Below are 22,784 nucleotides of genomic sequence, written 5' to 3'. Positions count from 1 at the left end.
TTATTAGGAGGGGTTTAAAATGGCTAAAGAAATTAAATTTTCAGAGGAAACAAGAAGAGCTTTAGAAGCTGGTGTAAATAAATTAGCAGATACAGTAAAAGTAACATTAGGACCTAAAGGAAGAAATGTTATATTAGATAAAAAATTTGGTTCTCCACTTATAACTAATGATGGTGTAACTATAGCAAAAGAAATAGAATTAGAAGATAGATTTGAAAATATGGGTGCTCAGTTAGTTAAAGAAGTAGCAACTAAAACTAATGATGTAGCTGGAGATGGTACTACAACTGCTACAGTTTTAGCACAAGCTATAATCAGAGAAGGTTTAAAAAATGTAACAGCAGGTGCTAACCCAATACTTTTAAGAAAAGGAATACAAAAAGCAGTAACAGTAGCAGTAGAAGAATTAAAAAATCAATCAAGAATAGTAGAAACACAGGAAGCTATATCTCAAGTTGCTTCTATATCTGCTGGTGATGAAGAAGTTGGAAAATTAATAGCAGAAGCTATGGAAATAGTAGGTAAAGATGGAGTTATAACTGTTGAAGAATCTCAAACTATGAATACTGAATTGGATGCTGTTGAAGGTATGCAATTTGACAGAGGATTTGTTTCTGCATATATGGTTACAGATGTAGACAAGATGGAAGCAGTTTTAAATGACCCATATATATTAATTACTGATAAAAAAATATCTAACATACAAGAGCTATTACCAGTTCTTGAACAAATAGTTCAACAAGGTAAAAAGCTACTAATAATTGCTGAAGATGTAGAAGGTGAAGCATTATCTACATTAGTTGTTAATAAATTAAGAGGAACATTTGATGTAGTAGCAGTTAAAGCTCCAGGATTTGGAGATAGAAGAAAAGAAATGCTTCAAGATATAGCTATACTTACAGGTGGTCAAGTAATATCAGAAGAATTAGGATATGATTTAAAAGAAGCTGATTTATCTATGTTAGGTAGAGCTTCATCTGTTAAAGTAACTAAAGAAAACACTACAATAGTAGATGGTTCTGGAGATAAAAAAGCTATAGAAGATAGAGTAAATCAAATCAAACATCAAGTAGAGCAAACTACTTCAGATTTTGATAGAGAAAAATTAATGGAAAGATTAGCTAAACTTGCTGGTGGAGTAGCTGTTGTAAAAGTTGGTGCTGCTACAGAGGTTGAGTTAAAAGAAAGAAAATTAAGAATAGAAGATGCTCTTAATGCAACTAGAGCTGCTGTAGAAGAAGGAATAGTAGCTGGTGGAGGAACTGCTTTTGTTAGTGTTATACCAGCAATAGGAACACTAGTTGAGAGTTTAACTGGAGAAGTTAAACTAGGTGCTCAAATAGTTAAAAAAGCATTAGAAGAACCATTAAGACAAATAGCTATAAATGCTGGTCTTGAAGGTGCTGTAATTGTACAAAATGTTGTTAACGCTGAAGCAGAAACTGGATTTGATGCTTTAAATGAAAAATATGTAAATATGATAGAAGCTGGTATAGTTGACCCAACTAAAGTTAGTAGAAGTGCTTTACAAAATGCTGCATCAATAGCAAGTACTTTCTTAACTACTGAAGCTGCTGTTGCTGACCTTCCTGAAAAAGAAGATGTAGGAATGCCAGGAATGGGTGGCGGTATGCCAGGAATGATGTAATCTTAAAATATTTAAAAATATAAATTTTAAGATAGAGAACTATTTTGACTTAGATTTTAGTATCTAAGTTGAAATAGTTCTTTTGTATATATTTAATTTTTTTGTGCATTTACAATTTTAATATATATATTTGGATAATTAGTATCTGGATTATAATAATATCTTTGAAGTTGTATTGTTATTTTTTTAGGTTATGATGTTAGATATATATTAATTAAGGTATAATTGTTGATAGAGAATAAATCAAAGTTTAAAAGGATGCGATAATATGGACTTAAGAAAATTGCTTGAACAAGTTAAAAATGAAAACATTGATATAGATGTTGCATTAGAACAATTAAAAGATTTACCCTATGAAGACCTTGGATATGCCAATATAGACCATCATAGAGAATTAAGAAATGGATATCCAGAAGTAATTTATTGTGAAGGTAAAAGTGATGAACATATTTTAGGAATTATTGATAAAATGAATCAAAAAGGTTCTAATATATTGGGGACAAGATGTAGAAAAGAAACATTTTTAAAAGTTAAAGAAATTTATAGTCATGCTGAATACGAAGAATTATCTAAAATTCTTAAAATTCAAAATCATGCTATAGAGAATCTTGGAAAAGGCAAAATTGTAATTGCAACAGGAGGAACTTCTGATATACCAGTAGCAGATGAAGCATATTATACAGCTAAATTTTTAGGTAATGATGTTGATAGAATATATGATGTTGGAGTGGCTGGTATACATAGACTTTTAAATAAGAGACACAAAATAGATAGTGCTAGAGTAGTAGTAGCTGTTGCAGGAATGGAAGGTGCACTTGCAAGTGTAATTGGAGGTCTAGTTGATGTTCCAGTAATAGCTGTACCAACATCTGTTGGATATGGAGCCAATTTTGGAGGATTAGCAGCATTATTGGCTATGTTAAATAGTTGTGCATCTGGAATATCTGTTGTAAATATTGATAATGGTTTTGGAGCAGGATATTTGGCAGCTATGATAAATAAATTATAATAGGTATATTGATATAAATTAAACATAAATTATACGATGTTAATCTAATGTTTATTAGATTTTTCATTATTAAAACTGAGGAGAAATATATGAGTGAAAAAATACTTTATTTTGATATAGTAAGTGGTATATCAGGGGATATGACCCTTGCAAGCTTATTAAATTTAGGTGTACCTGAGGAAATTTTTTTGGAGGAAATTCATAAACTAAAAATGAGCGATGAATTTAATATAAATATAAGCTCAAAAAATGAAAGTGGAATATCAGGTATAACAGTAAAAGTAATTACGAAAGAAACACATATGCACAGGAATTTAGTGGATATATTTGAAATTATAGATGAAAGTGATCTAAATGAAAATGTAAAAGCTAATGCTAAAAAAATATTTATGGTAATTGGAGAAGCAGAAGCAAAGGTTCATGGAACTACAATAGATAAGATACACTTTCATGAGGTAGGAGCTATAGATTCAATTGTAGATATCGTAGGAGCATCTATATTAGTTGATTTACTTTGTATAGATAAGATTTATTCTAGTACAGTATCTGTTGGTTCAGGATTTATAAAATGTGACCATGGAGTCATGCCTGTACCTGCACCTGCAACTATGGAAATATTAAAAGGTGTACCAATCAAATTAAATAATGTAAAAGGAGAATGTACGACTCCAACAGGAGCTGCAATAATAAAAGTTCTGTGTGATGAATTTGTAGAGGATTTTGAGTTTTCTCCAATAAAAATTGGATATGGAATAGGTCATAAGAAATTTGAAGTACCTAATATGTTAAGAGCAGTATTAGGAGAAAAAAAAAAGAAGAATTAATTTATGAAATTAGTGCAAATATCGATGATATGTCTTCAGAAGTATATTCTTATTTGTATGAAAAAATATTAGACGAGAAAGCGTTAGATATTTATACAGAAAGCATTTATATGAAAAAGAATAGACCTGCAACAAAAATATCGATTTTATGTAATAAAGTAGATTTAGAAAAATTTATTGAAATATTGCTTTTAGAAACTAGCACTTTTGGAGTACGATATAATGCTTACAACAGAGAAATTTTAGATAGAAAGTTTGTAAAATTAGACACAAAATATGGATTAGTTACAATAAAACTAGGGTATTACAAAGATAAATTAGTTAAAGCTACTCCAGAATATGATGAATGTAAAACTATAGCAAAAAATGAAGATATTCCTATAAAAAAAGTGTTTGCTGATATAAATTTTAGAATAAAAGAAGAATTTAGTGAAAACTTATTGACATAAGTAATAAATTTTGATAAATTAATACTCAGCTTTAATAAATAAAAGCAAACAGAAAAAAATATATAAAATATAAACTCACTCGTATATGCTCAGAGATATGGTCTGAGAGTCTCTACCAAGATACCGTAAATATCTTGACTATGAGTGAAATTATTATACCAAAAGACCTAGTTAAGTAAATGTGTAGGCTGAGTTATACTCCCTATATGTTGGCTATAAGATAAGGGGCATTTTGGAAGCCTGTATAGTAATTTCACTTTTGCTAGAAATTATGGAAGTTACTATACAGGTTTTTTGTGTAAAAAGATTTAATATAATTTAGACTGTATTGTGTTAAAATAAATATATATAAAAACTATATTATACAAGGAGAGATGGAAATTTATGAAACATGAATTAGTACTTGTAATAGATTTTGGAGGTCAATATAATCAGTTAATAGCTAGAAGAGTTAGAGAAAACAACGTATATTGTGAAATACTTCCATGTACTGCAAGCATAGAAAGAATAAAAGCAAAAAATCCTAAAGGGATAATATTTACAGGTGGGCCAAATAGTGCATACTTAGAAGATTCTCCAACAATATCAAAAGAAATATTTGAACTAGGAGTACCAATACTTGGTATATGTTATGGAGTTCAAATAATGTCTCATGTATTAGGTGGAGTTGTAAGAAAAGGCAATAAACAAGAAAAAGAATATGGAAAAACATCTATAACTTATGGAAAATCATCATTATTTGAAGGGATTACTACAAATAGTGTTTGGATGAGTCATACTGATTTAATAGAAAAGGCTCCAGAAGGATTTACTATAGTTGCAAATACTAAAGATTGTCCAGTAGCGGCTATGGAAAATGTAGAACAAAAACTATATGGAGTTCAATTCCATCCAGAAGTAGAACATTGTTTAGAGGGAGATAAGATACTTAAAAATTTCTTATACAATGTATGTGAAGTAAAAGGTGACTGGACTACAGATTCATTCATAGAAGATAAAATAAAAGAATTAAAAGAAAAAATAGGTGACAAAAAAGCTTTATGTGCTTTAAGTGGAGGTGTTGACTCTTCTGTTGCTGCAGTTCTTATTCATAGAGCAATTGGAGATAACTTGACTTGTATATTTGTTGACCATGGTTTACTTAGAAAAAATGAAGGTGACGATGTAGAAAGAATATTTAGAGAGAAATTCGATATAAATTTAATAAGAGTTAATGCAGAAGATAGATTCTTATCTAAACTAAAAGGAATTTCTGAGCCAGAAGCTAAGAGAAAGATAATTGGTGAAGAATTTATAAGAGTATTTGAAGAAGAATCAAATAAATTAGGAAAAATGGATTTCTTAGTTCAAGGAACAATTTATCCAGATGTTATAGAAAGTGGACATGGAAATGGTGCTGCTACTATAAAATCTCACCATAATGTTGGTGGAATTCCTGAAGATGTGGATTTCCAAGAAATAGTTGAGCCATTAAGAGAACTATTTAAGGATGAAGTTAGAAAAATAGGATTAGAACTTGGTATAGAAGAAGGATTAATATTTAGACATCCTTTCCCAGGGCCAGGTCTTGGAATAAGAGTTATAGGTGATGTAACTAAAGAAAAATGTGATATATTAAGAGAAGCAGATGCTGTTTATATGGACGAGCTTAGAAAAGCTGGTTTATATAGAGAAATATGGCAAGCTTTTGCAACATTACCAGATGTTAAGACTGTTGGAGTTATGGGAGATGAAAGAACATATGCTTATTTAGTTGGTTTAAGAGCAGTTACTTCTTCTGATGGAATGACTTCTGACTGGTATAAGATGCCTTATGATGTGTTAGAAAAAATTTCTAATAGAATAATTAATGAAGTTGATGGAGTAAATAGAGTAGTTTATGATATAACTTCTAAACCACCTGGAACAATAGAATGGGAATAGTATTATTGAAATCACTAGATTGTATGATTTAGATAGATAATAAAAAGCGTGTTGCATATTTACTTATTATAAGTGGTATAAAACACGCTTTTTTATGAAATCATAGAAAATAATTTTCCTTACAGTAAAAGAAATCTTAATTTATTTAAAGTTTATAAGATTTGTTATTTGTAATTTGCAGAATATCTTAAAAGTTTTTTTGATAGGCAGATATGTCTATCTCTTTGAATTTTTAATAAACATGGTTCCAATAAATTTTCTATCTCATTTGAATAAATATACTTTTTAGTTTATATTCTTTTAACTTGAATTATAATTGAACTATCAGATTAAACATTGATTAAATCTTTATTTCTATTTCTTGTTTTAAAACATGTTTAGCCTTACAGTCACAATATGAAGAAAAAACTATTTGCACAATATCTTCTAGTTTACAGGAATTTACATATCTTAAATATTAAGCTTCTTAACAATTCTATATTTATAATTATCCCATTTTATTATTTTATCTAAGTCAACTCTTATAATACTCACATGTATCTCCGAAAAATCAGAATAATCTAAGTATTTAATTTCTGAATATGGAAGTTTCTATATTGTATTCACTAATATATTTTTATTTAGTTTATATCATATACAATATTAATATAAATAATGTGGATACCTAAAATAATATATAAACAAATATTATAATAAATATATGTATTATTACAATATTTACATAAAACAGAAGACTATGAATAAGTTAATGAACATGTTTAATAAAATGATAATACCTAAGATAGATTACGAAAGCAAGTATGATAAATTATTAAAAATATCTTAGTGAGATTTATTTTAATAAAACTATTACTAAGATGTTTTTATATTAATATGAATTTATTAATAATACAAAAAATTGCTTAATAATGGAGAAAACGCATTTTTAGACAAAAAATTTGATATTGATATGATATCATTAATTGATATTACTATATAATAATGTTGAAAAGCTTAATAATTCAATTTAATATTTATTTATGATATATGAATGGAGGGTAATCTATGAATAACACAATAGATAAGGTTCTTGAAAAAATACTTTCTTCTCAAATAGATAGAGGAAATTATACCCCTGCAATAGGGTACTTATCATATTTTAATATATTTATAGGGGTTGATAATGAGGATTTATACAATCAAGAAATCTTTAAGTTTAATAAAAAAATAGAAAATAGAAGTGATGTAATCATATTCAAAGAGGGAATTCCAAATTTTGACAATAATGAAAAACTAACTAACTTTAAAAGTGTCTTAACTGAAAATGTGAGTTATATTAAAGAACTTGATATTGAGTTAATTAATAATGAGTCAATAAATTATAAGGTAAAAAAGTCTATAGATGAAATTTATAATATATCTTTTGACAAAGATAAAATTTTAAATATTTTAATTTGGATAAAAGAATATGTGGGAAAAGTTGTGATTGACAAATTTGAACCTCCTAAAATAATATATTATGGAAAACCAAATAAAATTGAGTATAGTTTATTACTAATATTATTTTTAGCTGGTTTTGATATATTATGTCTATCACCAAGTGAAGAATTTGACATTGGATATTTAAGAAATTATAAAAAAGATGTAAGTATAGACTACTTTGAATGTTCAAAAGAAAAAATATCATTTGATGAAAGAGTATACATGGGAAGTAAAATAGAAAGTATTTCAATTGATAAAAAGTATACTATAGCAGCTGAAACATCTGAAAGAATAGGCAAGGAGTTACTTGATGAAGCAGGATTTATAAAACCTTGGCAACTTAAGAATAAGAAGATTAAAAATATATTGATAAGTACAACTTTAGAGGAGATACCAATTTACTGGGATGAACTTGTTTCATTTAGACATGGATTTAGTTATGATGAAGAAACTGTTAATATTCCAGTCATATTTGCTAAAATATCAGGAGTCTATAGTGAAAAAGATTTATATTATAATTTTATTAGAAAATTAAAACAATCAGAGTTTACATACTTTATTAATTATAAAGGTAATGATTTAATTTTATGTAATGAATTTACTGAAAATGAATTGAATCTTTCTTATACGATATCAAATAATAGGATAAATAAATCGGAAATATTGAGAGAGAATAAATATTCAATTTCATCACTAGATTTAGACATGCAAAAAATGATTTTGGATAAGATTGAAGAACTTATGGAAGGAAATCTATTTATAACAGGTCTATCTGACGAAGATAAAGTAAAAGGACTTAATGCAGTATTAAATATGAATGAAAAATTAATAAGATTATTGAATGCATTTGATTATTCCAGGATTAATCCGAAACTCGTTGTTTTTATTGGGAAAAATTATAATATAAGTAGAGAAATATGTTTCCTATTGCTTTTACTAAGTAAAATAGGAGTGGATATAATCATTTTATCTCCTGGTGGAGAAAGTAACATAGAAAATATTATTATTAAAAATCTAATTGATTTTCATAGGTTAGATAAAATGGAGTATGATATTGATATAAGTAGTATTAAAGATGAACTAAATAAAGAGAACTATATTTCTTTTTTTAAAAATAAAAAGATTAGTAGTAAATTAATATTAGCAGTATGTTTTGTATTAATTATAGCTATTTTTGGAGTAACAAAATTATTAAAAAATGGAAACCCAGTTAGTGCAACTCAGACAGTTACATATAAAAATGAAAATTCAAATCAGGATGTCTCAGGAAATAGTGAAATTGTAACACCATTTAAAGCAAGTGATATTCAAGTAATTGTTGATTTTAAAGAAAAAACTGAAGAGGGATATATATATAAAGCAAAAATTACTAATAATAGTAAAACGCCTCTTAAAGATATGCTTATAACAGTGAGCTTTGATGATGGAGAAGATGAAGGTTTTTTAGACTGCTATGGAACTACGATGCCTGGCAAATCTCAATCAGCAGAAACTTTATCTAATGTAAAGGCGGATACTATTGATTTGATAGATACTTATGTTATTTGGACAGATGATAAGGGCAGAAAAATTAATACATATGTTGATTTTCAACAAGGAACAACAGAATCAAGTATAAATGTAGATTAAATAGAGAGAATTAAGATATTTTTATTAGTCAATTGTAAGAACTACAATATGATTAAACCAATATTTAATATGATAAATTATAATTATCAAAAACATCAAGAGATCTACATTAGAAAAAATATGTAGCAGAATAATCAATGAAGTTGATGAAGTAAATAGAGTAGTTTAAGTTATAACATCTAAACCACCTAGAACCATCGAATAGGAATAGTTGATAGTGAGCCAGAAATTCTTTAGATATAGCATTTCTGGCTCTTTTCTATTTTTTCATATGTGTCTTCCTATATGTAGTGATGTGTGATTATTCTTTTAAATTACATTTGTATTTAACTCATATTTGTAAAATTCATAATACATTTTAGCTTGTTTGACACTAAAAAGTTGCTATTGATATAAAATGTTCAAAAGTCTACCTTGATCTTTACATTTTTCATATTTCCAATGATTTTAAGGGATTGGACTGTGTTAAGTCTAAAATAAGTAATCTATCCATTACTAATGAGAATAAACCTTGGTTTTATCTTACATAAAATGATTTCTTTAATGATTAGGGGTATATAATTCTAAAGTGAATATAGATAAATTTTATTTTATTGAGTTATATTTTGAACTATAAATAATTATTTTACTCATAGTATTTTTCTTCTCTTTCAACTCCTGTATATAGTTTTGTAATCATTTGATAAAACAGGCTGATTTCTTCATTTGAATAATCCTGAAATATATTGTTTAATTTCTCAGTATGGAGTTCCTGTACTTTTTGTGAATATTCATCTGCTTTTTTTGTTAGTACAATAGAAGTATTTCTTTTATTATTGGGTTCATGTTCAATAGTTATAAAACCTTTGTTTTCAAGAGAAACAGCTAGTTTTTTTATATTTTGACGTGAAGACCCTAAGAGTTTCCCAAGATAAGTAAAAGTAGTTTTTTCATCAGCATGCTTTACCATTGTAAGAAGCATAAATTGTTTTAAAGTAAGATGTTCATCTGCTTTATCAAAAATAGTTTGTAATCGGTTTTGTAAAATAAATATGCTTGCAAAAATACCACGAACTTCATTATTTCTTTCACCACTAAAATTTCTAATCATGTTTTTAATTTGCATAAGATACTCCTTTCATGTGAAATCTACTATTTACATTATAGTAATAAGTTGCTATAGTGTAAATGGTAACTTATTACTAAAGGTTTATACAAGAGATTTTTTAGTTACACTAACTAATAACATTTAGAGTCTTTAAACACTTTACCTTAGGGAGGAAATTAAATGATAAAGAAAAAACAAATGACCTGGCTAAATATTTCAGCAACCATTATATTTATATTATTGCTAATCATTACAGTTTGTGGAATATTTTCATTTTCTATAGATAATAAATATGAAGCAATAAACCTATATGAGCAGGTTATTGAGATGTACGGTACAGGTATTTATCAATATGACTCATATTTCAAGGTACCTATATTGATAGGTTCAGACTTAACAATGCTTTTAATTATCGTTCCAGTCATTGGTTCATACATATTTCGTGATATAGATACAGTAGAACAAAAAACAAATTTTCTAACAATTTTAGGTATCATTTTGTATTATGCTTTTAGTATTTCATTTGGAGTTGCACATAATCAATTACAACTAGTATATATTTTGTTAACTTCAATTTCATTTTTCACCCTATTTACTTTACTGCTAGAACTTTATGGAATATCATTTTGCTATAACTGTTCTTTCTATTTAAGAAAGATAGAATTAGTATTTTTGATATTAGCAGGTGCTTCAAATATTATTGCATGGTTACCAGATGTATTACATTCATTATTTAGGTAGTACACTTGCTATAATCTCTATTTATTTTGATAAGTTAAATAAAAAAAGAGTTACAGCGATTCTATCAAATAATGATTTTTAAATTCATATGATACAAATTCATATCAATTATTTAAAAATGACTAAATAAATAATATAATTATGAATTGTCATACAAATATGGTTTGTGTTATGCTTGGTGTATTGAAGATATAGTAACTACATACTTGTTAAAAAAAATCATTATAAAAAGAGACTGCATATGCTAACTGAAAGATGTAAAATCAGAAGATTTCAAGAAAGCTATATTGATTCTTTTATGTCTTACCGAAATAATGAACAAAAGTTTATACAAGTATTAGCAAGTGCTTTATCAGATAATCTGGCTTCAAATAATTTATTGAAAAAAGTAGATTTTAAATTTAGCATTTTTGATTCAATGAATAATGAAAATATCTATAGTCTAGGTTTAATTTAAGTAGAACCTATAATTATATACTAACTTTGTATTTGCAAGATGTAAGTAAATTAAATATTCAATAAGATAGTTTCATTGAGTATTTAATTTTTTATATTACAATATAAATATGGAACAATATTAATAACAAATATTATTTTTAGTTAATATACTAATATATTTTAGGAGGTTGGGATGACAGAACGTGAAAAGATGTTGGCAGGAGAATTGTATGACTGTGGAGATAAAGAATTATTATGTCAATGGCACAAAGCCAAGGATTTAACAAAAGAGTATAATAGTTTGAAATCAGATGATAGTATTAACAAGGAACGTATCTTAACAGAACTCTTAGGTGGAAAGGGAAAAAATATATGGATTACTGCACCTTTTTATGTTGATTATGGAAATAATATTTATTTTGGTAATAATTGCGAAGTAAATATGAATTGTACATTTTTAGATGATAATGAAATCATAATAGGTGACAATGCATTGATTGCCCCTAATGTACAAATATATACAGCATTTCATCCAACTAATGCTAAAGATAGATTTGAGGAAAGAACTGATGATGGATTTAGTTTTTGCAAAACTATAACTGCACCAGTGAAAATTGGTAATGATGTTTGGATTGGTGGAGGGAGTATTATTTTACCAGGAGTAACAATAGGAGACAATGTAACTATTGGTGCAGGTAGTGTTGTAACAAAGTCAATTCCATCTAATACTATAGCTTATGGGAATCCTTGTTGTGTTATTAAAGAAAATAAGTGAAGGTTTAATAATATATTTAGTTATGAGATATTAGAGATATTAAGTGTCTCATTAAAATAAAGAGCTATCTTAAAATATGGGATAGCTTTTTTGATATAAGTATATAGAATTTGTTAGTCTTGAATAAATAGAAACATAAACTTAGATTATGGAATTTGTTTTTAAACAATATTCTACAGCAGTTTAAGGAAAAATATTACATAAATAAAATCAATAAAATGCTTATTAATGAATTATTATTGAAATATAAAGGAGTTTTGTTGAATATTGATAAGTAGAATATTATAATATAGTGTGAATAGTTTTTTGGTAATGAAATTTGTAGAGTTAGTATTTATGCTAAAAATGGACTTATAGTTTGGAGGACAAAAAATGAAATTATCAAGGTACGAAAAAAACAATATGGTTTTGTCTGTGGTTTTATGTGCACTTATTATTTCAATTCTTGTAATTACTGTTTTTACTACTGTAAAACTGTACAACATATCTAATAAGCAAACTAAAAACTATCTAAATGATGTATCTACACAAGTTGTAACAAATGTTGATAATCAAATTAAGTTTATTTTATCTGATTTAAGGCTAATGGCAGATTTTATTAAACAATATGAAGGTGATAGTCGATATGATTACTTAGCAAAAAGAAAAACTAGTTATAAATATTCTGATATTGGAATAATAGATTTAAAAGGTAAAACAAAGTTTTTAAGTGGAAAAGAAGCGGATTTAAAGAATACTATTTCATATAAAAAGGGGATAGAGGGAAAGGAATACACAGAACTTATAGAGTCAATAGATGTTGTACTCTACAGTGTACCTATATTTGATTATAAACATGAGGTATCTAGTATTTTAGTAGGTGTTTCTCAAAAAGAAAGTGTGAATAATATTCTTGGTATTGACAGTTTTAACGGAGAAGGAACTATTGAAATTGTTAATACTAAGGGGAAACCTCTCTTTATAGGTAAAAATAGTGAGTTGATAAAGGACCTTAGTCATAAATATAAAGGTGCTACAAATGAGCATTGGGTTCCCAAAATAATGGATGACTTTAAGAATGAAGAATCAGGAGAAATTACAATAACTTCGTCAAAAAATGTAAAGTGTCTGCTAACGTATCATCCAGTAACAAAAGATTTAAATGATTGGTATTTCATTCTTATAGTGCCTGAAGAAGCTGTTTTAGGTGAATTGAATAAATTAAACATTTTTACAATAATAATGACCTTTATAATTATTTTTATTATTGGAATTATAACATGGATTTTATATACTATTAGAAGAAAATACATAAAACAAATTGAAGATATTGCTTATTTAGATAATATAACAAATGGTATTAATTCAACAAAATTTAGTATGTTAATAAAACCTTTAATTTCAAAATCTCCTGATAATACTTATATGATGATAGCAATAAATATAAAGGATTTTAAGCTAATAAATGACTGTTTTGGTAGTGAAAAAGGAAATAATACACTTAAATATATTTATAATGTTTTAGAAAAAAATATTGCTAATGATGAGGAGTTTGTATGTCGGCATGATGCAGACCTGTTCTATCTATTTATGAAGAATAGACCAGTATTAGAAGTTTTAGAATTACTGTATAAAATAGAAGATGAGATTAATTATTTTAACAAAGGAAAAGAAAACCCATACTTTTTAAGAATATCAGTAGGTATTTACGCAATTGAAAATCATGACGAAGATTTAATTACAATACAAGACCATGTGAATACAGCAAGAAAAAGTTTTAATAAAGCACATAAAAGTGATTTTAATTTTTATAGTGATATAGAAAAAAAACGATTGATATTTGAAAAGGAATTGTCAAATTTAATGGAAAAAGCTCTTGATGATAAAGAATTTTTTATATGCTTACAACCAAAGATTGATATAAAAACTGGAAAGGTTAGTGGTGCAGAATCTCTTGTTCGTTGGAATAGCCCAGAGAAGGGGATGATTTATCCTAGTGATTTTGTTCCCATTTTTGAAAAAAGTGGATTTATATGTGAGTTAGACCTATATGTTCTTGAAGAAACATGTAAATTGATTTCTAAATGGATAAAAGAATGTAAGGAGTTATTAATAATTTCTGTTAATGTATCAAGACAACATTTAAAGGATAAATCATTCTTAGAAAAATATGAGATGATATGTATTAAATATAATGTACCTACATCTTTAATAGACTTAGAACTTACAGAATCTATTTTTTTAGAAAATCCAGAAGCAATTTGTGTAATAGATGATATCCACAGTAAAGGCTTTAAATGTTCTATAGATGATTTTGGATTTGGATATTCATCATTAGGGATATTAAAGGAGTTTAAAGTCGATATAATTAAATTAGATCGTTCATTTTTTGTTAGTAAAAATAATATAGAACGTGGTAAAGTTGTTGTGGAATCTATTATTGAACTTAGCAGGAGACTTGGTATGAAAGTAATTGCTGAAGGTATTGAAGAAGTTGAACAAGTATATTTCTTAAAAAGTATTGGATGTGATTATATTCAAGGTTATGTTTTTTCTAAACCATTATCAATACATGAATTTGAAGAATTCGCATATAATGGTGATAAAGTAAAAAATTTAACAATACCTAATGATTAGGTTTATAAAATTAAATATTTAGGCAAGTTATATAATTTAAATATATAGCTTGCTTTTTTTATTTGTATGTTTAAATCTACAGATATAGTTTTACTTTTAAGTAAAACTTTTAACTATTTTGTTGTTACCCATATAGTTAAAGATATGTAGCAGTTATTAGTAAAGCGTTGAAAATACTATGTAATGTTAAAATATATTGTAATTAGTAGGTGATATAAAGTTTTAAATATAAATATTATATTTTTTAATAAAAATATGTCTACAGATTTTGTAAAAACAATTTTCAAATATTGTAAGTTGTAGTTAAAGCTTTATTGTATTATTCTGAATATAGAAAGATAGTTACTATTTTTAGACATAAAAAAACTTAAATATACAGAATAACATAAAATTTGCAGTATTAATAACTCTAATTATTTTGAAAGGAGGGAAAATATGATAAGTGGAAGAATGTTACTCATTATGAATTTTCTAAAAGGAAAAGAGAAGACAAGTTATAAGGAAATTAGCCAACAATTAAGTATAGAAGAAAGAAAAGTTAGATATGACATAAATAATTTAAATATAGTTTTACAGTCATTAAATAAACCATTAATACAAAAAATAAATAAAGGTGTACTAATTATTCCTAAGAATTTCCAAGTAGTATATATAGATAATAATGAATATGTATTTTCTTTAACTGAGAGAGTATCTATTATGAAGATTATATCAATGTTTAAAATAGATAAGCTAAATTTAGAAAAGTTGAGCAAAGAATTCCAGGTTTCTAGAAGTTCAATTAAAAACGACCTTAATGTTCTATCAAGTGAATTAGAAAGAAACCAAATAACTATTACATATGATAAGACTTTCAAAATAAGTGGAGATGAAAACACTATATATAAACAAAGACTAAGTATATTAAAATTATATTCTTACCTATTTGGTAAAGAAAAGTCTGATTTAAGTGTGTTTGAGCAGTACTTAGTGAAAATTATTGAACAAATATTCAAGGGGATTTCCTTGAATAATATATATAATTGGTCAATAGATTTACTTTCCAAAATGGATTGGATTTTAAATGATGAATCTTTCACATGGTATGTTTCAAATATTTTTCTTTTTACATGGTACATACATTCAGATGAAAAACATCCTTTGGAATCTTCCTCATTAAGTGAACCATATTTTGAAAATAAATTTGACCAAGAATTTGAACAAATCATTCAAAAGAAATTGACTAAAGAACAAATTTTATTGCTAAAAAGTTTTGTGTTTTTTACAAATAAATATGCAAGTTTAAATGAAGATATGGATTTGATTAGTACAGAAATAATAGTTCAAGATTTAATTTACAATATGTCAGAAATATTGAGTGTTGATTTTAAAGAAGATATGATTCTTTATAAAGGATTGCTTAATCATATTGCCCCATTAATAGAAAGAATCAAGCAAAACATACAGATTTATGAAGAACTATTTCATGTAATACCAGATAAGTATCAATATGTACTTGAAGCTACTAAGGTTTCTATACAAAAAAATAGGATGTTAAATCAAATAAAAAATGAAAATGAAATAATACTTTTAGCAATACACTTTTTAGGAAGTGTACAAAGAAATGAGAGAAATAATTATAAAAACATATTATTAGTTTGTGGATTTGGATATGGTGTAATTGCTATGTTAAAAGATACTCTAATAAATGATTATCAAATAAATATAGTGGATAGTATTCCAGCATATAAATTACAAGATTATAAGGAATGGGAAAATATAGATTTTATTATAACAACATCAAAGATAGTTGTAACTTTGCCTAAAGTAGTTATTGAGATTAATCCATTTTTGCAGGAAAACGATTATTTAAAACTCGAAGAAAAAGGAATAAAAAGAAAGAATGTCTTGACTAACTATATATCAATCAAAAAAAGGCTGGATTTCTTAGAAGAAGATGCTCAAAAAAGAGTATTGAGTATCATATGGCAGGAGCTTGGATATAGTGATGAGAGAATATTATCTAGACAGCTTAAATTAAGTGATTTAATAGGTGCTGATACTATTAGTATAATTGATAGAGAAGTTAAGTGGGAAGATGCTGTTAAAATTAGTTCAAATATACTTGCTAATTGTGATTTTGTATCAACACAATATGCTGAGAATATTATAGATATTTTAAATAATGTAGGTTTCTATGCTGTAAAAGATGAAGAGTTTGCTTTATTGCATGGAAATGACAGTTCATTAGTTAAAGTAAGTTCAATAAGTTTACTAATATGTAAAGAGCCAATTAGTTTTGGTGATAAAAAGGTTAAAGTTATATTTTGTTTAGCAAGTAGAGATAAGAAAGAGCAAATTCCAGCAATAATTAATTTAACTAAAATGGTTTATAAGACTAATTTTATTAGTATGTTAGAAAGTGCAAGGACAAAAGAAGAAGCAGAAGGTTTAATTCATAAATATGAGGAGGAGGTCACTGTATGAGTAAATTAGTCAATGTAAAATGCTCATTCAAAATGAAAGCAGATTCAAAAGAAGAAGCTATTACATCATTAGTGGATGTAGTATCAAAAGAGGGGTATTTAAGAGATAAAAATCAATTTTTAGAAGATGTTTTAAAGAGAGAGGAAACATTATCAACATATATTGGGCATGGTATAGGTCTACCTCATAGTCAAAGTATAGGTGTCAAAGATTCTTGTATTACAATTGGAAAGTTTGATGTTCCTATTGAATGGACAGAAGAAGGTGAAAAAGTAGACTTGATATTTTTAATATCAGTAACAAAAGATAATGAAAATAATCTTCATTTAAAGATTTTATCAAAACTGGCACGTTTATTGATGCATGAGAGTTTTAGAAATCAAATTAGAGGGGCAGATGAACAAACAGTTTATAATCTTATAAAAGAAAAGATAGGGGAGGAAGATTAAAATGAGGATTTTAAAGTTTTTACAAAAACATCTTATGACAGCAACATCATATATGATTCCATTTGTAGTTGCTGGGGGAATATTATTTGCTTTATCAGTAACATTAAGTGGACAAGCTGCTGTTCCTGAAACTGGATGGTTAGCTAAACTAAATCAAATTGGTGCTGCAGGTCTAGCTTTATTCATTCCAATATTAGGCGGATATATAGCATTTAGTATGGCAGATAAGCCAGGGCTAGCACCAGGTATGATAGGTGCATACTTAGCAAAAGAAGTAAATGCTGGTTTTATAGGTGGTATTATAGCAGGGTTCATAGCAGGATTTGTTGTATTACAACTGAAGAAAATAAAATTAGCTCCTACAATGAGAACTCTAGGTTCCATATTTATTTATCCTTTGCTTGGTACATTGATTACAGGTGGTATAATTGTATTTTTAATTGGAGAACCTATAGCTTCTTTTATGGCATGGATGACGAACTGGTTAAATGGAATGTCTGGTGTTTCAAAGATTCCTTTAGGGGGTATTTTGGGAGGAATGATAGCCTCTGATATGGGTGGTCCTATAAATAAAGTTGCTGCGACTTTTGCTCAAACACAAGTTGATACACTTCCATACTTAATGGGAGGAGTTGGAGTTGCGATTTGTATACCTCCAATTGGATTAGGGTTAGCAACATTATTATTCCCAAAAAAATTTAGTAAAGAAGAAAGAGATTCAGGAAAAGCATCACTTCTAATGGGATGTGTTGGAATCACGGAAGGAGCTATTCCATTTGCAACAGCGGACCCTGTTAGAGTAATTCCTTGTATTATGGCTGGTTCAATTATTGGAAATATTATGGCTTTTTTACTGGGATGTTTAAATCATGCTCCTTGGGGAGGATTGATAGTACTTCCAGTTGTTGATAACAGGTTGGGGTATATAGCATCTGTACTAACTGGAGCAGTTGTTGTCGCAATATTGATGAAATTAGTAAAGAAAGATGTAAAAGAAGATGAAGAAATTGAAGAAGATATAGATGATTCTATTGAACTAATATTTGAAGAATTATAGATATATAAAATAATAAATTAATTTATATAAAATTGTAAGAAAATTATATAGAACTATAAATTTAAAGGAGATAAAGATATGAAAATTGTAGCAGTAACATCTTGTCCTAGTGGAGTAGCCCATACTTATATGTCAGCTGAATCACTTGAATTATCAGCAAAAAAATTTGGTATAGAAATAAAGGTTGAAACTCAAGGAAGCTCTGGAATAGATAATGAGTTGTCAATTAAAGAAATTGAAGAAGCAACTTGTGTAATATTAACTAATGATGTTGAGATTAGAAATATGGAGCGTTTTAAAGGCAAGAAAGTAGTAAGAATGAGTGTGTCTGATATTATTAAAAAATCTGATGCATTAATTAAGAAAATAAAAGATACTTTTCAATAAAGTTTGATTTGTTTTACATATAACATAAAGATGTTTTTATTGAAGATTTTATTAAAAGCATCTTTGAAAACATCTTAAAAAATAGAATAAAAGGAGATATAGTAATGAAAAAATTACCAATAAAAACTGTCGTACAACGATTACTAGACTTACAAGAAGAGGGGAAAAGTGCAACACTTTTAGGGATTGGTCCTATGTCACCTAACTTGTTACAAGCGAGTTTTGAATTAGCAAAAGATGATGATTTTCCTTTAATGTTTATTGCAAGTAGAAATCAAGTAGATGCAGACGAGCTAGGAGGAGGTTATGTAAATGGTTGGAATCAAGAAACATTTACAAGAGATATTAAGAAAATAGCTGATGAAGTGGGATTTGATGGCTTATATTACTTGTGCAGAGACCATGGAGGACCATGGCAAAGAGATAAAGAGAGAAATGACCATTTACCTGTTGACAAAGCTATGGAATTAGGAAAAAAATCTTATTTAGCTGATATTGAGGCAGGTTTTGATTTATTAATGATTGACCCTACAAAAGACCCATTTGAAATGGGAAAAGTGATTCCATTAGATATAGTGTTAGAACGAACTGTAGAATTAATTGAATATTGTGAAAAAGAAAGAAAAAGACTTAATTTGCCAGAGATAGGATATGAAGTTGGGACAGAGGAAACAAATGGAGGCTTAACTTCAACTGAGACATATGAAACATTTATAACTAGATTAAAAGTTGAACTTGAAAAGAGGGATTTGCCAATGCCAACATTTATAGTTGGTCAGACAGGTACTCTAACTAGAAAAACAGAACAGGTAGGCACTTTTAACTTTAAGAATGCTTATGATTTAGCTCAAATGGCTAAAAAGTATGGAGTTGGGTTAAAGGAACATAATGGAGATTATTTGGATGATGTGACTTTATTAGAACATATACCATCTCAAATTATTGCGACAAATGTTGCTCCTCAATATGGTACTGAAGAGACTAGAGCATACTTAAAGCTAGCAGAAGTTGAAAGAAAACTAAAGGAAGAAGGATTAATTGAAAAGACTTCAAATATTAGACATGTTCTTCTTGTAGATGCTATTGAATGTGGACGTTGGAGAAAATGGGTGATAGGAGAACAGAAAAATCTAACTACTGAAGAAATCTTTAAGGATGAAGTTTTATCTAATGAAATATTAGATATTGCAGGTCACTATACATTCAATAATGATGATGTTAAAAGAGAGATAGAAATGCTTTATAGTAATTTAAGAAAAAATAACATCAATGGTCAAAGATTTGTTGTAGACCATATTAAGCGTCCTTTACGTGATTATGCAGAATGTTATAATCTAAAAGGTGTAACTACTAGAATTTTAAATAAATAATAGGACTTATAGTGGTAGGTATTGTTATACTAGGTATTTATAGTTATAATTATATTTACCACTATTAAATTTTGGAGGACTAATATTTTGATTAATTTAATTTTTGATGTAGATGATACTTTATACAATCAGTTAACACCTTTTTATATCGCATATGATAAAGTATTTTCTTCAATAAAGAATATTTCTGTTAAAGATTTATATATCAGTAGCAGAAAGTATAGTGATGAGGTATTTCATTTGACTGAGAGTGGAGAGATGCCAATTGAAAAAATGCATGTGTATAGAATAATGAAAGCTTTTGAAGAGTTAGGAAACCCCATTACAGAAAAAGATGCTCAAAATTTTCAAGATGAGTATATATATCAACAATCACAAATAACTCTAATACCAGAGATGGAGCAAGTTTTGAATTTTGCTAAAGAAAAAAATATTAATATTGGAATTATAACTAATGGACCATCTTCGCATCAAAGAATGAAATTAAAGCAATTAAATATTGAAAAGTGGGTTGATGAAGAGAATATTTTTATTTCTAGTGAAGTTGGCTTTTCTAAGCCAGACATTAATATTTTTAGATTAGCTGAGAAATTTATGGGTTTAGATAGGGCAAATACATATTATATAGGTGACTCTTATAAAAATGATGTAGTAGGTGCTAAAAAAGCTGGATGGAAGAGTATCTGGATGAATCATAGGGGGAATAGTTTAGAAGATTTGATTTATGAGCCTGATTTTGTAATTTTAGATTATCAAGAAATGAAATTGTTATATAAAAGATTATTTAAGGATGATTAACTATTGGCAAGATATGAATTTATTGATAAAATACAGAATTAAAAACGGCACTTTATATTTTTAAATTAACAACTATAAAATTATACACTAATGAAAAGGAAGATGATTTATGATAATTAACTTCCTTTTTTAGTATAGACTCTGATACAAGTATGTATAGAAATGAGTATCTTACTGAATTATAAATCTTATAATTTAAAAAATACTATGCAAGTTTACTTTAAAATTATATAAAATATATTTATTTATCAAAAAATAATAAATAAATGAAAAGTAATTTTATTAGGTATCAAAAAAAGCGAATAAAGTTCGATATGAGGCGAATAAAAAAAATACAAGTAATATTTTTTTTAAAAAATTTCAAAAAAGAGTTGATAATATATGTATATTAATATAAAATTTAAGGTGTATAATTCGTATAATGATACGAATGATTTAAAATGTAAAATAACTTATAAACGGAGAGGGGAAGTCTAATGAAAGTAGCAGTAGTTATGGGTTCAAAATCAGATTATCCAAAATTAGAAGAAGGGATAAAACTGCTTGAAAAATATGGAATAGAAGTTGTAGCAAGAGCATTATCTGCTCATAGAACACCAGAACAACTTTCAACATTCCTAAAAGAAATAGAAGATGATACAGATGTAATAATAGCAGCAGCAGGAAAAGCAGCACATCTACCAGGTGTAATAGCTTCACAAACTCTAATTCCAGTAATAGGATTGCCTATTAAATCATCAACTATGGATGGATTAGACTCACTTTTATCAATAGTTCAAATGCCAAAAGGAATACCAGTTGCAACAGTTACAATAGATTTAGGTTTAAATGCAGCTTTATTGGCATTACAAATAATGACTCTAAAATACCCAAAATTAAAAGAAGATTTGAAATCATATAGAGAAGAAATGGCACAAAAGGTGCTAGAAGACGACAAGAACTTAAGGGGGTAACAGAAATGTTATTATATGAAGGAAAAGCAAAACAAGTATATTCTACAGATAATGAAAACGAATATGTTGTTTATTATAAAGATGATGCAACAGCATTTAATGGAGAAAAAAAAGCAGAAATATCTTCAAAAGGTATACTAAATAATAAAATATCAACAATAATCTTTGAAATGTTAAAAGAAAATAATATAAATACACACTTTATAAAAAGTTTATCAGACAGAGAAATGCTAGTTAAGAAAGTAGAAATTTTACCATTAGAAGTGATAGTAAGAAATATTGCTGCTGGTTCTATCTGCAAAAGAGTTGGTCTTGAAGAAGGTGTAGTTTTCGATGAGCCAATCTTTGAAATAAGCTATAAAAACGATGATTATGGTGACCCAATGCTAAATGACGATTATGCAGTGGCAATGAAATTAGCAACTAGAGAAGAATTGAAATTCTTAAGAGAAGAAACTCTAAAAATAAATGAATTGCTAAAAACATTCTTCTTAAAATTAAACCTAAAGTTAGTTGACTTTAAAATAGAATTTGGTAAAGATTCAGAAGGAAACATAATATTGGCAGATGAAGTATCACCAGACACTTGTAGACTTTGGGATGTAAACACAAATGAAAAATTAGACAAAGACAGATTTAGAAGAGACCTTGGAGACCTTGTAGAAGGTTATATGGAAGTACTTTCGAGAATGAATAATAAATAG

17 protein-coding genes, 1 pseudogene and 1 riboswitch are annotated in these 22,784 nt (G+C 27.2%); of the genes and pseudogenes, 17 read left to right on the top strand and 1 reads right to left on the bottom strand.

The features are described 5' to 3' along the window. Positions 1-19: 19 nt before the first annotated feature. The 5 genes and pseudogenes from groL to IC218_RS15700 all read left to right on the top strand — a co-directional run bounded on the left by groL (position 20) and on the right by IC218_RS15700 (position 8,943). A complete protein-coding gene (gene groL / locus IC218_RS15720; RefSeq protein ID WP_227434619.1) occupies positions 20-1,648 on the top strand; it encodes a chaperonin GroEL in 1,629 nt (542 codons plus the stop codon). 268 nt (positions 1,649-1,916) lie between these two features. Continuing rightward, the gene (gene larB / locus IC218_RS15715) at positions 1,917-2,657 is read left to right on the top strand and encodes a nickel pincer cofactor biosynthesis protein LarB (RefSeq protein WP_227824852.1); all 741 of its coding nucleotides are present in this window, start codon (positions 1,917-1,919) and stop codon (positions 2,655-2,657) included. A gap of 47 nt (positions 2,658-2,704) precedes the next feature. After that, a pseudogene (gene larC / locus IC218_RS22270) lies at positions 2,705-3,930 on the top strand (nickel pincer cofactor biosynthesis protein LarC). Positions 3,931-3,989: 59 nt separating this feature from the next. Next, positions 3,990-4,091, top strand: a riboswitch (purine riboswitch). Positions 4,092-4,314: 223 nt separating this feature from the next. Beyond that, the gene (guaA, locus tag IC218_RS15705; RefSeq protein WP_227434621.1) at positions 4,315-5,853 is read left to right on the top strand and encodes a glutamine-hydrolyzing GMP synthase; all 1,539 of its coding nucleotides are present in this window, start codon (positions 4,315-4,317) and stop codon (positions 5,851-5,853) included. A 1,044-nt stretch (positions 5,854-6,897) separates the two neighbouring features. Then, positions 6,898-8,943: a YceG family protein gene (locus tag IC218_RS15700; protein ID WP_227824851.1), complete on the top strand. Its 2,046-nt coding sequence runs from the start codon at positions 6,898-6,900 to the stop codon at positions 8,941-8,943. 625 nt (positions 8,944-9,568) lie between these two features. On the opposite strand, the gene IC218_RS15690 is transcribed toward IC218_RS15700, so the two are convergent. Then, positions 9,569-10,048: a MarR family winged helix-turn-helix transcriptional regulator gene (locus IC218_RS15690; protein ID WP_227434622.1), complete on the bottom strand. Its 480-nt coding sequence runs from the start codon at positions 10,046-10,048 to the stop codon at positions 9,569-9,571. A gap of 162 nt (positions 10,049-10,210) precedes the next feature. Here IC218_RS15690 and IC218_RS15685 point away from each other — a divergent pair, with 162 nt between their 5' ends. From IC218_RS15685 to purC, 12 genes are all read left to right on the top strand, one after another. Further along, the gene (locus IC218_RS15685; protein WP_227824850.1) at positions 10,211-10,771 is read left to right on the top strand and encodes a hypothetical protein; all 561 of its coding nucleotides are present in this window, start codon (positions 10,211-10,213) and stop codon (positions 10,769-10,771) included. A 241-nt stretch (positions 10,772-11,012) separates the two neighbouring features. Beyond that, on the top strand, positions 11,013-11,228 hold the full coding sequence (locus IC218_RS15680; protein ID WP_227483469.1) for a hypothetical protein: 216 nt from the start codon (positions 11,013-11,015) through the stop codon (positions 11,226-11,228). A gap of 174 nt (positions 11,229-11,402) precedes the next feature. Continuing rightward, positions 11,403-11,984 (top strand): sugar O-acetyltransferase, encoded by a 582-nt coding sequence (locus IC218_RS15675; protein ID WP_227434625.1) that lies wholly within the window; start codon positions 11,403-11,405, stop codon positions 11,982-11,984. A 372-nt stretch (positions 11,985-12,356) separates the two neighbouring features. Next, positions 12,357-14,600, top strand: coding sequence for an EAL domain-containing protein (locus tag IC218_RS15670; RefSeq protein ID WP_227434626.1), 2,244 nt, complete (start codon positions 12,357-12,359; stop codon positions 14,598-14,600). A 435-nt stretch (positions 14,601-15,035) separates the two neighbouring features. Further along, the gene (locus IC218_RS15665) at positions 15,036-17,066 is read left to right on the top strand and encodes a BglG family transcription antiterminator (RefSeq protein WP_227824849.1); all 2,031 of its coding nucleotides are present in this window, start codon (positions 15,036-15,038) and stop codon (positions 17,064-17,066) included. Continuing rightward, complete coding sequence (locus IC218_RS15660; protein WP_227434628.1) at positions 17,063-17,515, top strand: PTS sugar transporter subunit IIA; 453 nt, start codon at positions 17,063-17,065, stop codon at positions 17,513-17,515. The genes IC218_RS15665 and IC218_RS15660 overlap by 4 nt, the downstream gene beginning before the upstream one ends. A 1-nt stretch (position 17,516) precedes the next feature. Further along, positions 17,517-18,572 carry a PTS fructose transporter subunit EIIC gene (locus IC218_RS15655; RefSeq protein WP_227434629.1) on the top strand — a complete coding sequence of 352 codons (1,056 nt, stop codon included), beginning with the start codon at positions 17,517-17,519 and terminating at the stop codon, positions 18,570-18,572. Positions 18,573-18,650: 78 nt separating this feature from the next. Beyond that, complete coding sequence (locus IC218_RS15650) at positions 18,651-18,959, top strand: PTS fructose-like transporter subunit IIB (RefSeq protein WP_227434630.1); 309 nt, start codon at positions 18,651-18,653, stop codon at positions 18,957-18,959. 104 nt (positions 18,960-19,063) lie between these two features. Further along, positions 19,064-20,329, top strand: coding sequence for a class II D-tagatose-bisphosphate aldolase non-catalytic subunit (locus IC218_RS15645; protein ID WP_227824848.1), 1,266 nt, complete (start codon positions 19,064-19,066; stop codon positions 20,327-20,329). An 87-nt stretch (positions 20,330-20,416) separates the two neighbouring features. Then, positions 20,417-21,127: an HAD family hydrolase gene (locus tag IC218_RS15640; RefSeq protein ID WP_227434632.1), complete on the top strand. Its 711-nt coding sequence runs from the start codon at positions 20,417-20,419 to the stop codon at positions 21,125-21,127. A 476-nt stretch (positions 21,128-21,603) separates the two neighbouring features. Continuing rightward, positions 21,604-22,080, top strand: a complete 477-nt coding sequence (gene purE, locus IC218_RS15635; protein WP_003420964.1) for a 5-(carboxyamino)imidazole ribonucleotide mutase — start codon at positions 21,604-21,606, stop codon at positions 22,078-22,080. 5 nt (positions 22,081-22,085) lie between these two features. Next, positions 22,086-22,784 (top strand): phosphoribosylaminoimidazolesuccinocarboxamide synthase, encoded by a 699-nt coding sequence (purC, locus tag IC218_RS15630; RefSeq protein ID WP_227483465.1) that lies wholly within the window; start codon positions 22,086-22,088, stop codon positions 22,782-22,784.

This window comes from Clostridioides sp. ES-S-0005-03, from assembly GCF_020658455.1.
Taxonomy (GTDB): Bacteria; Bacillota; Clostridia; order Peptostreptococcales; family Peptostreptococcaceae; genus Clostridioides.
This window is presented reverse-complemented; position numbering and strand designations above follow the sequence as displayed.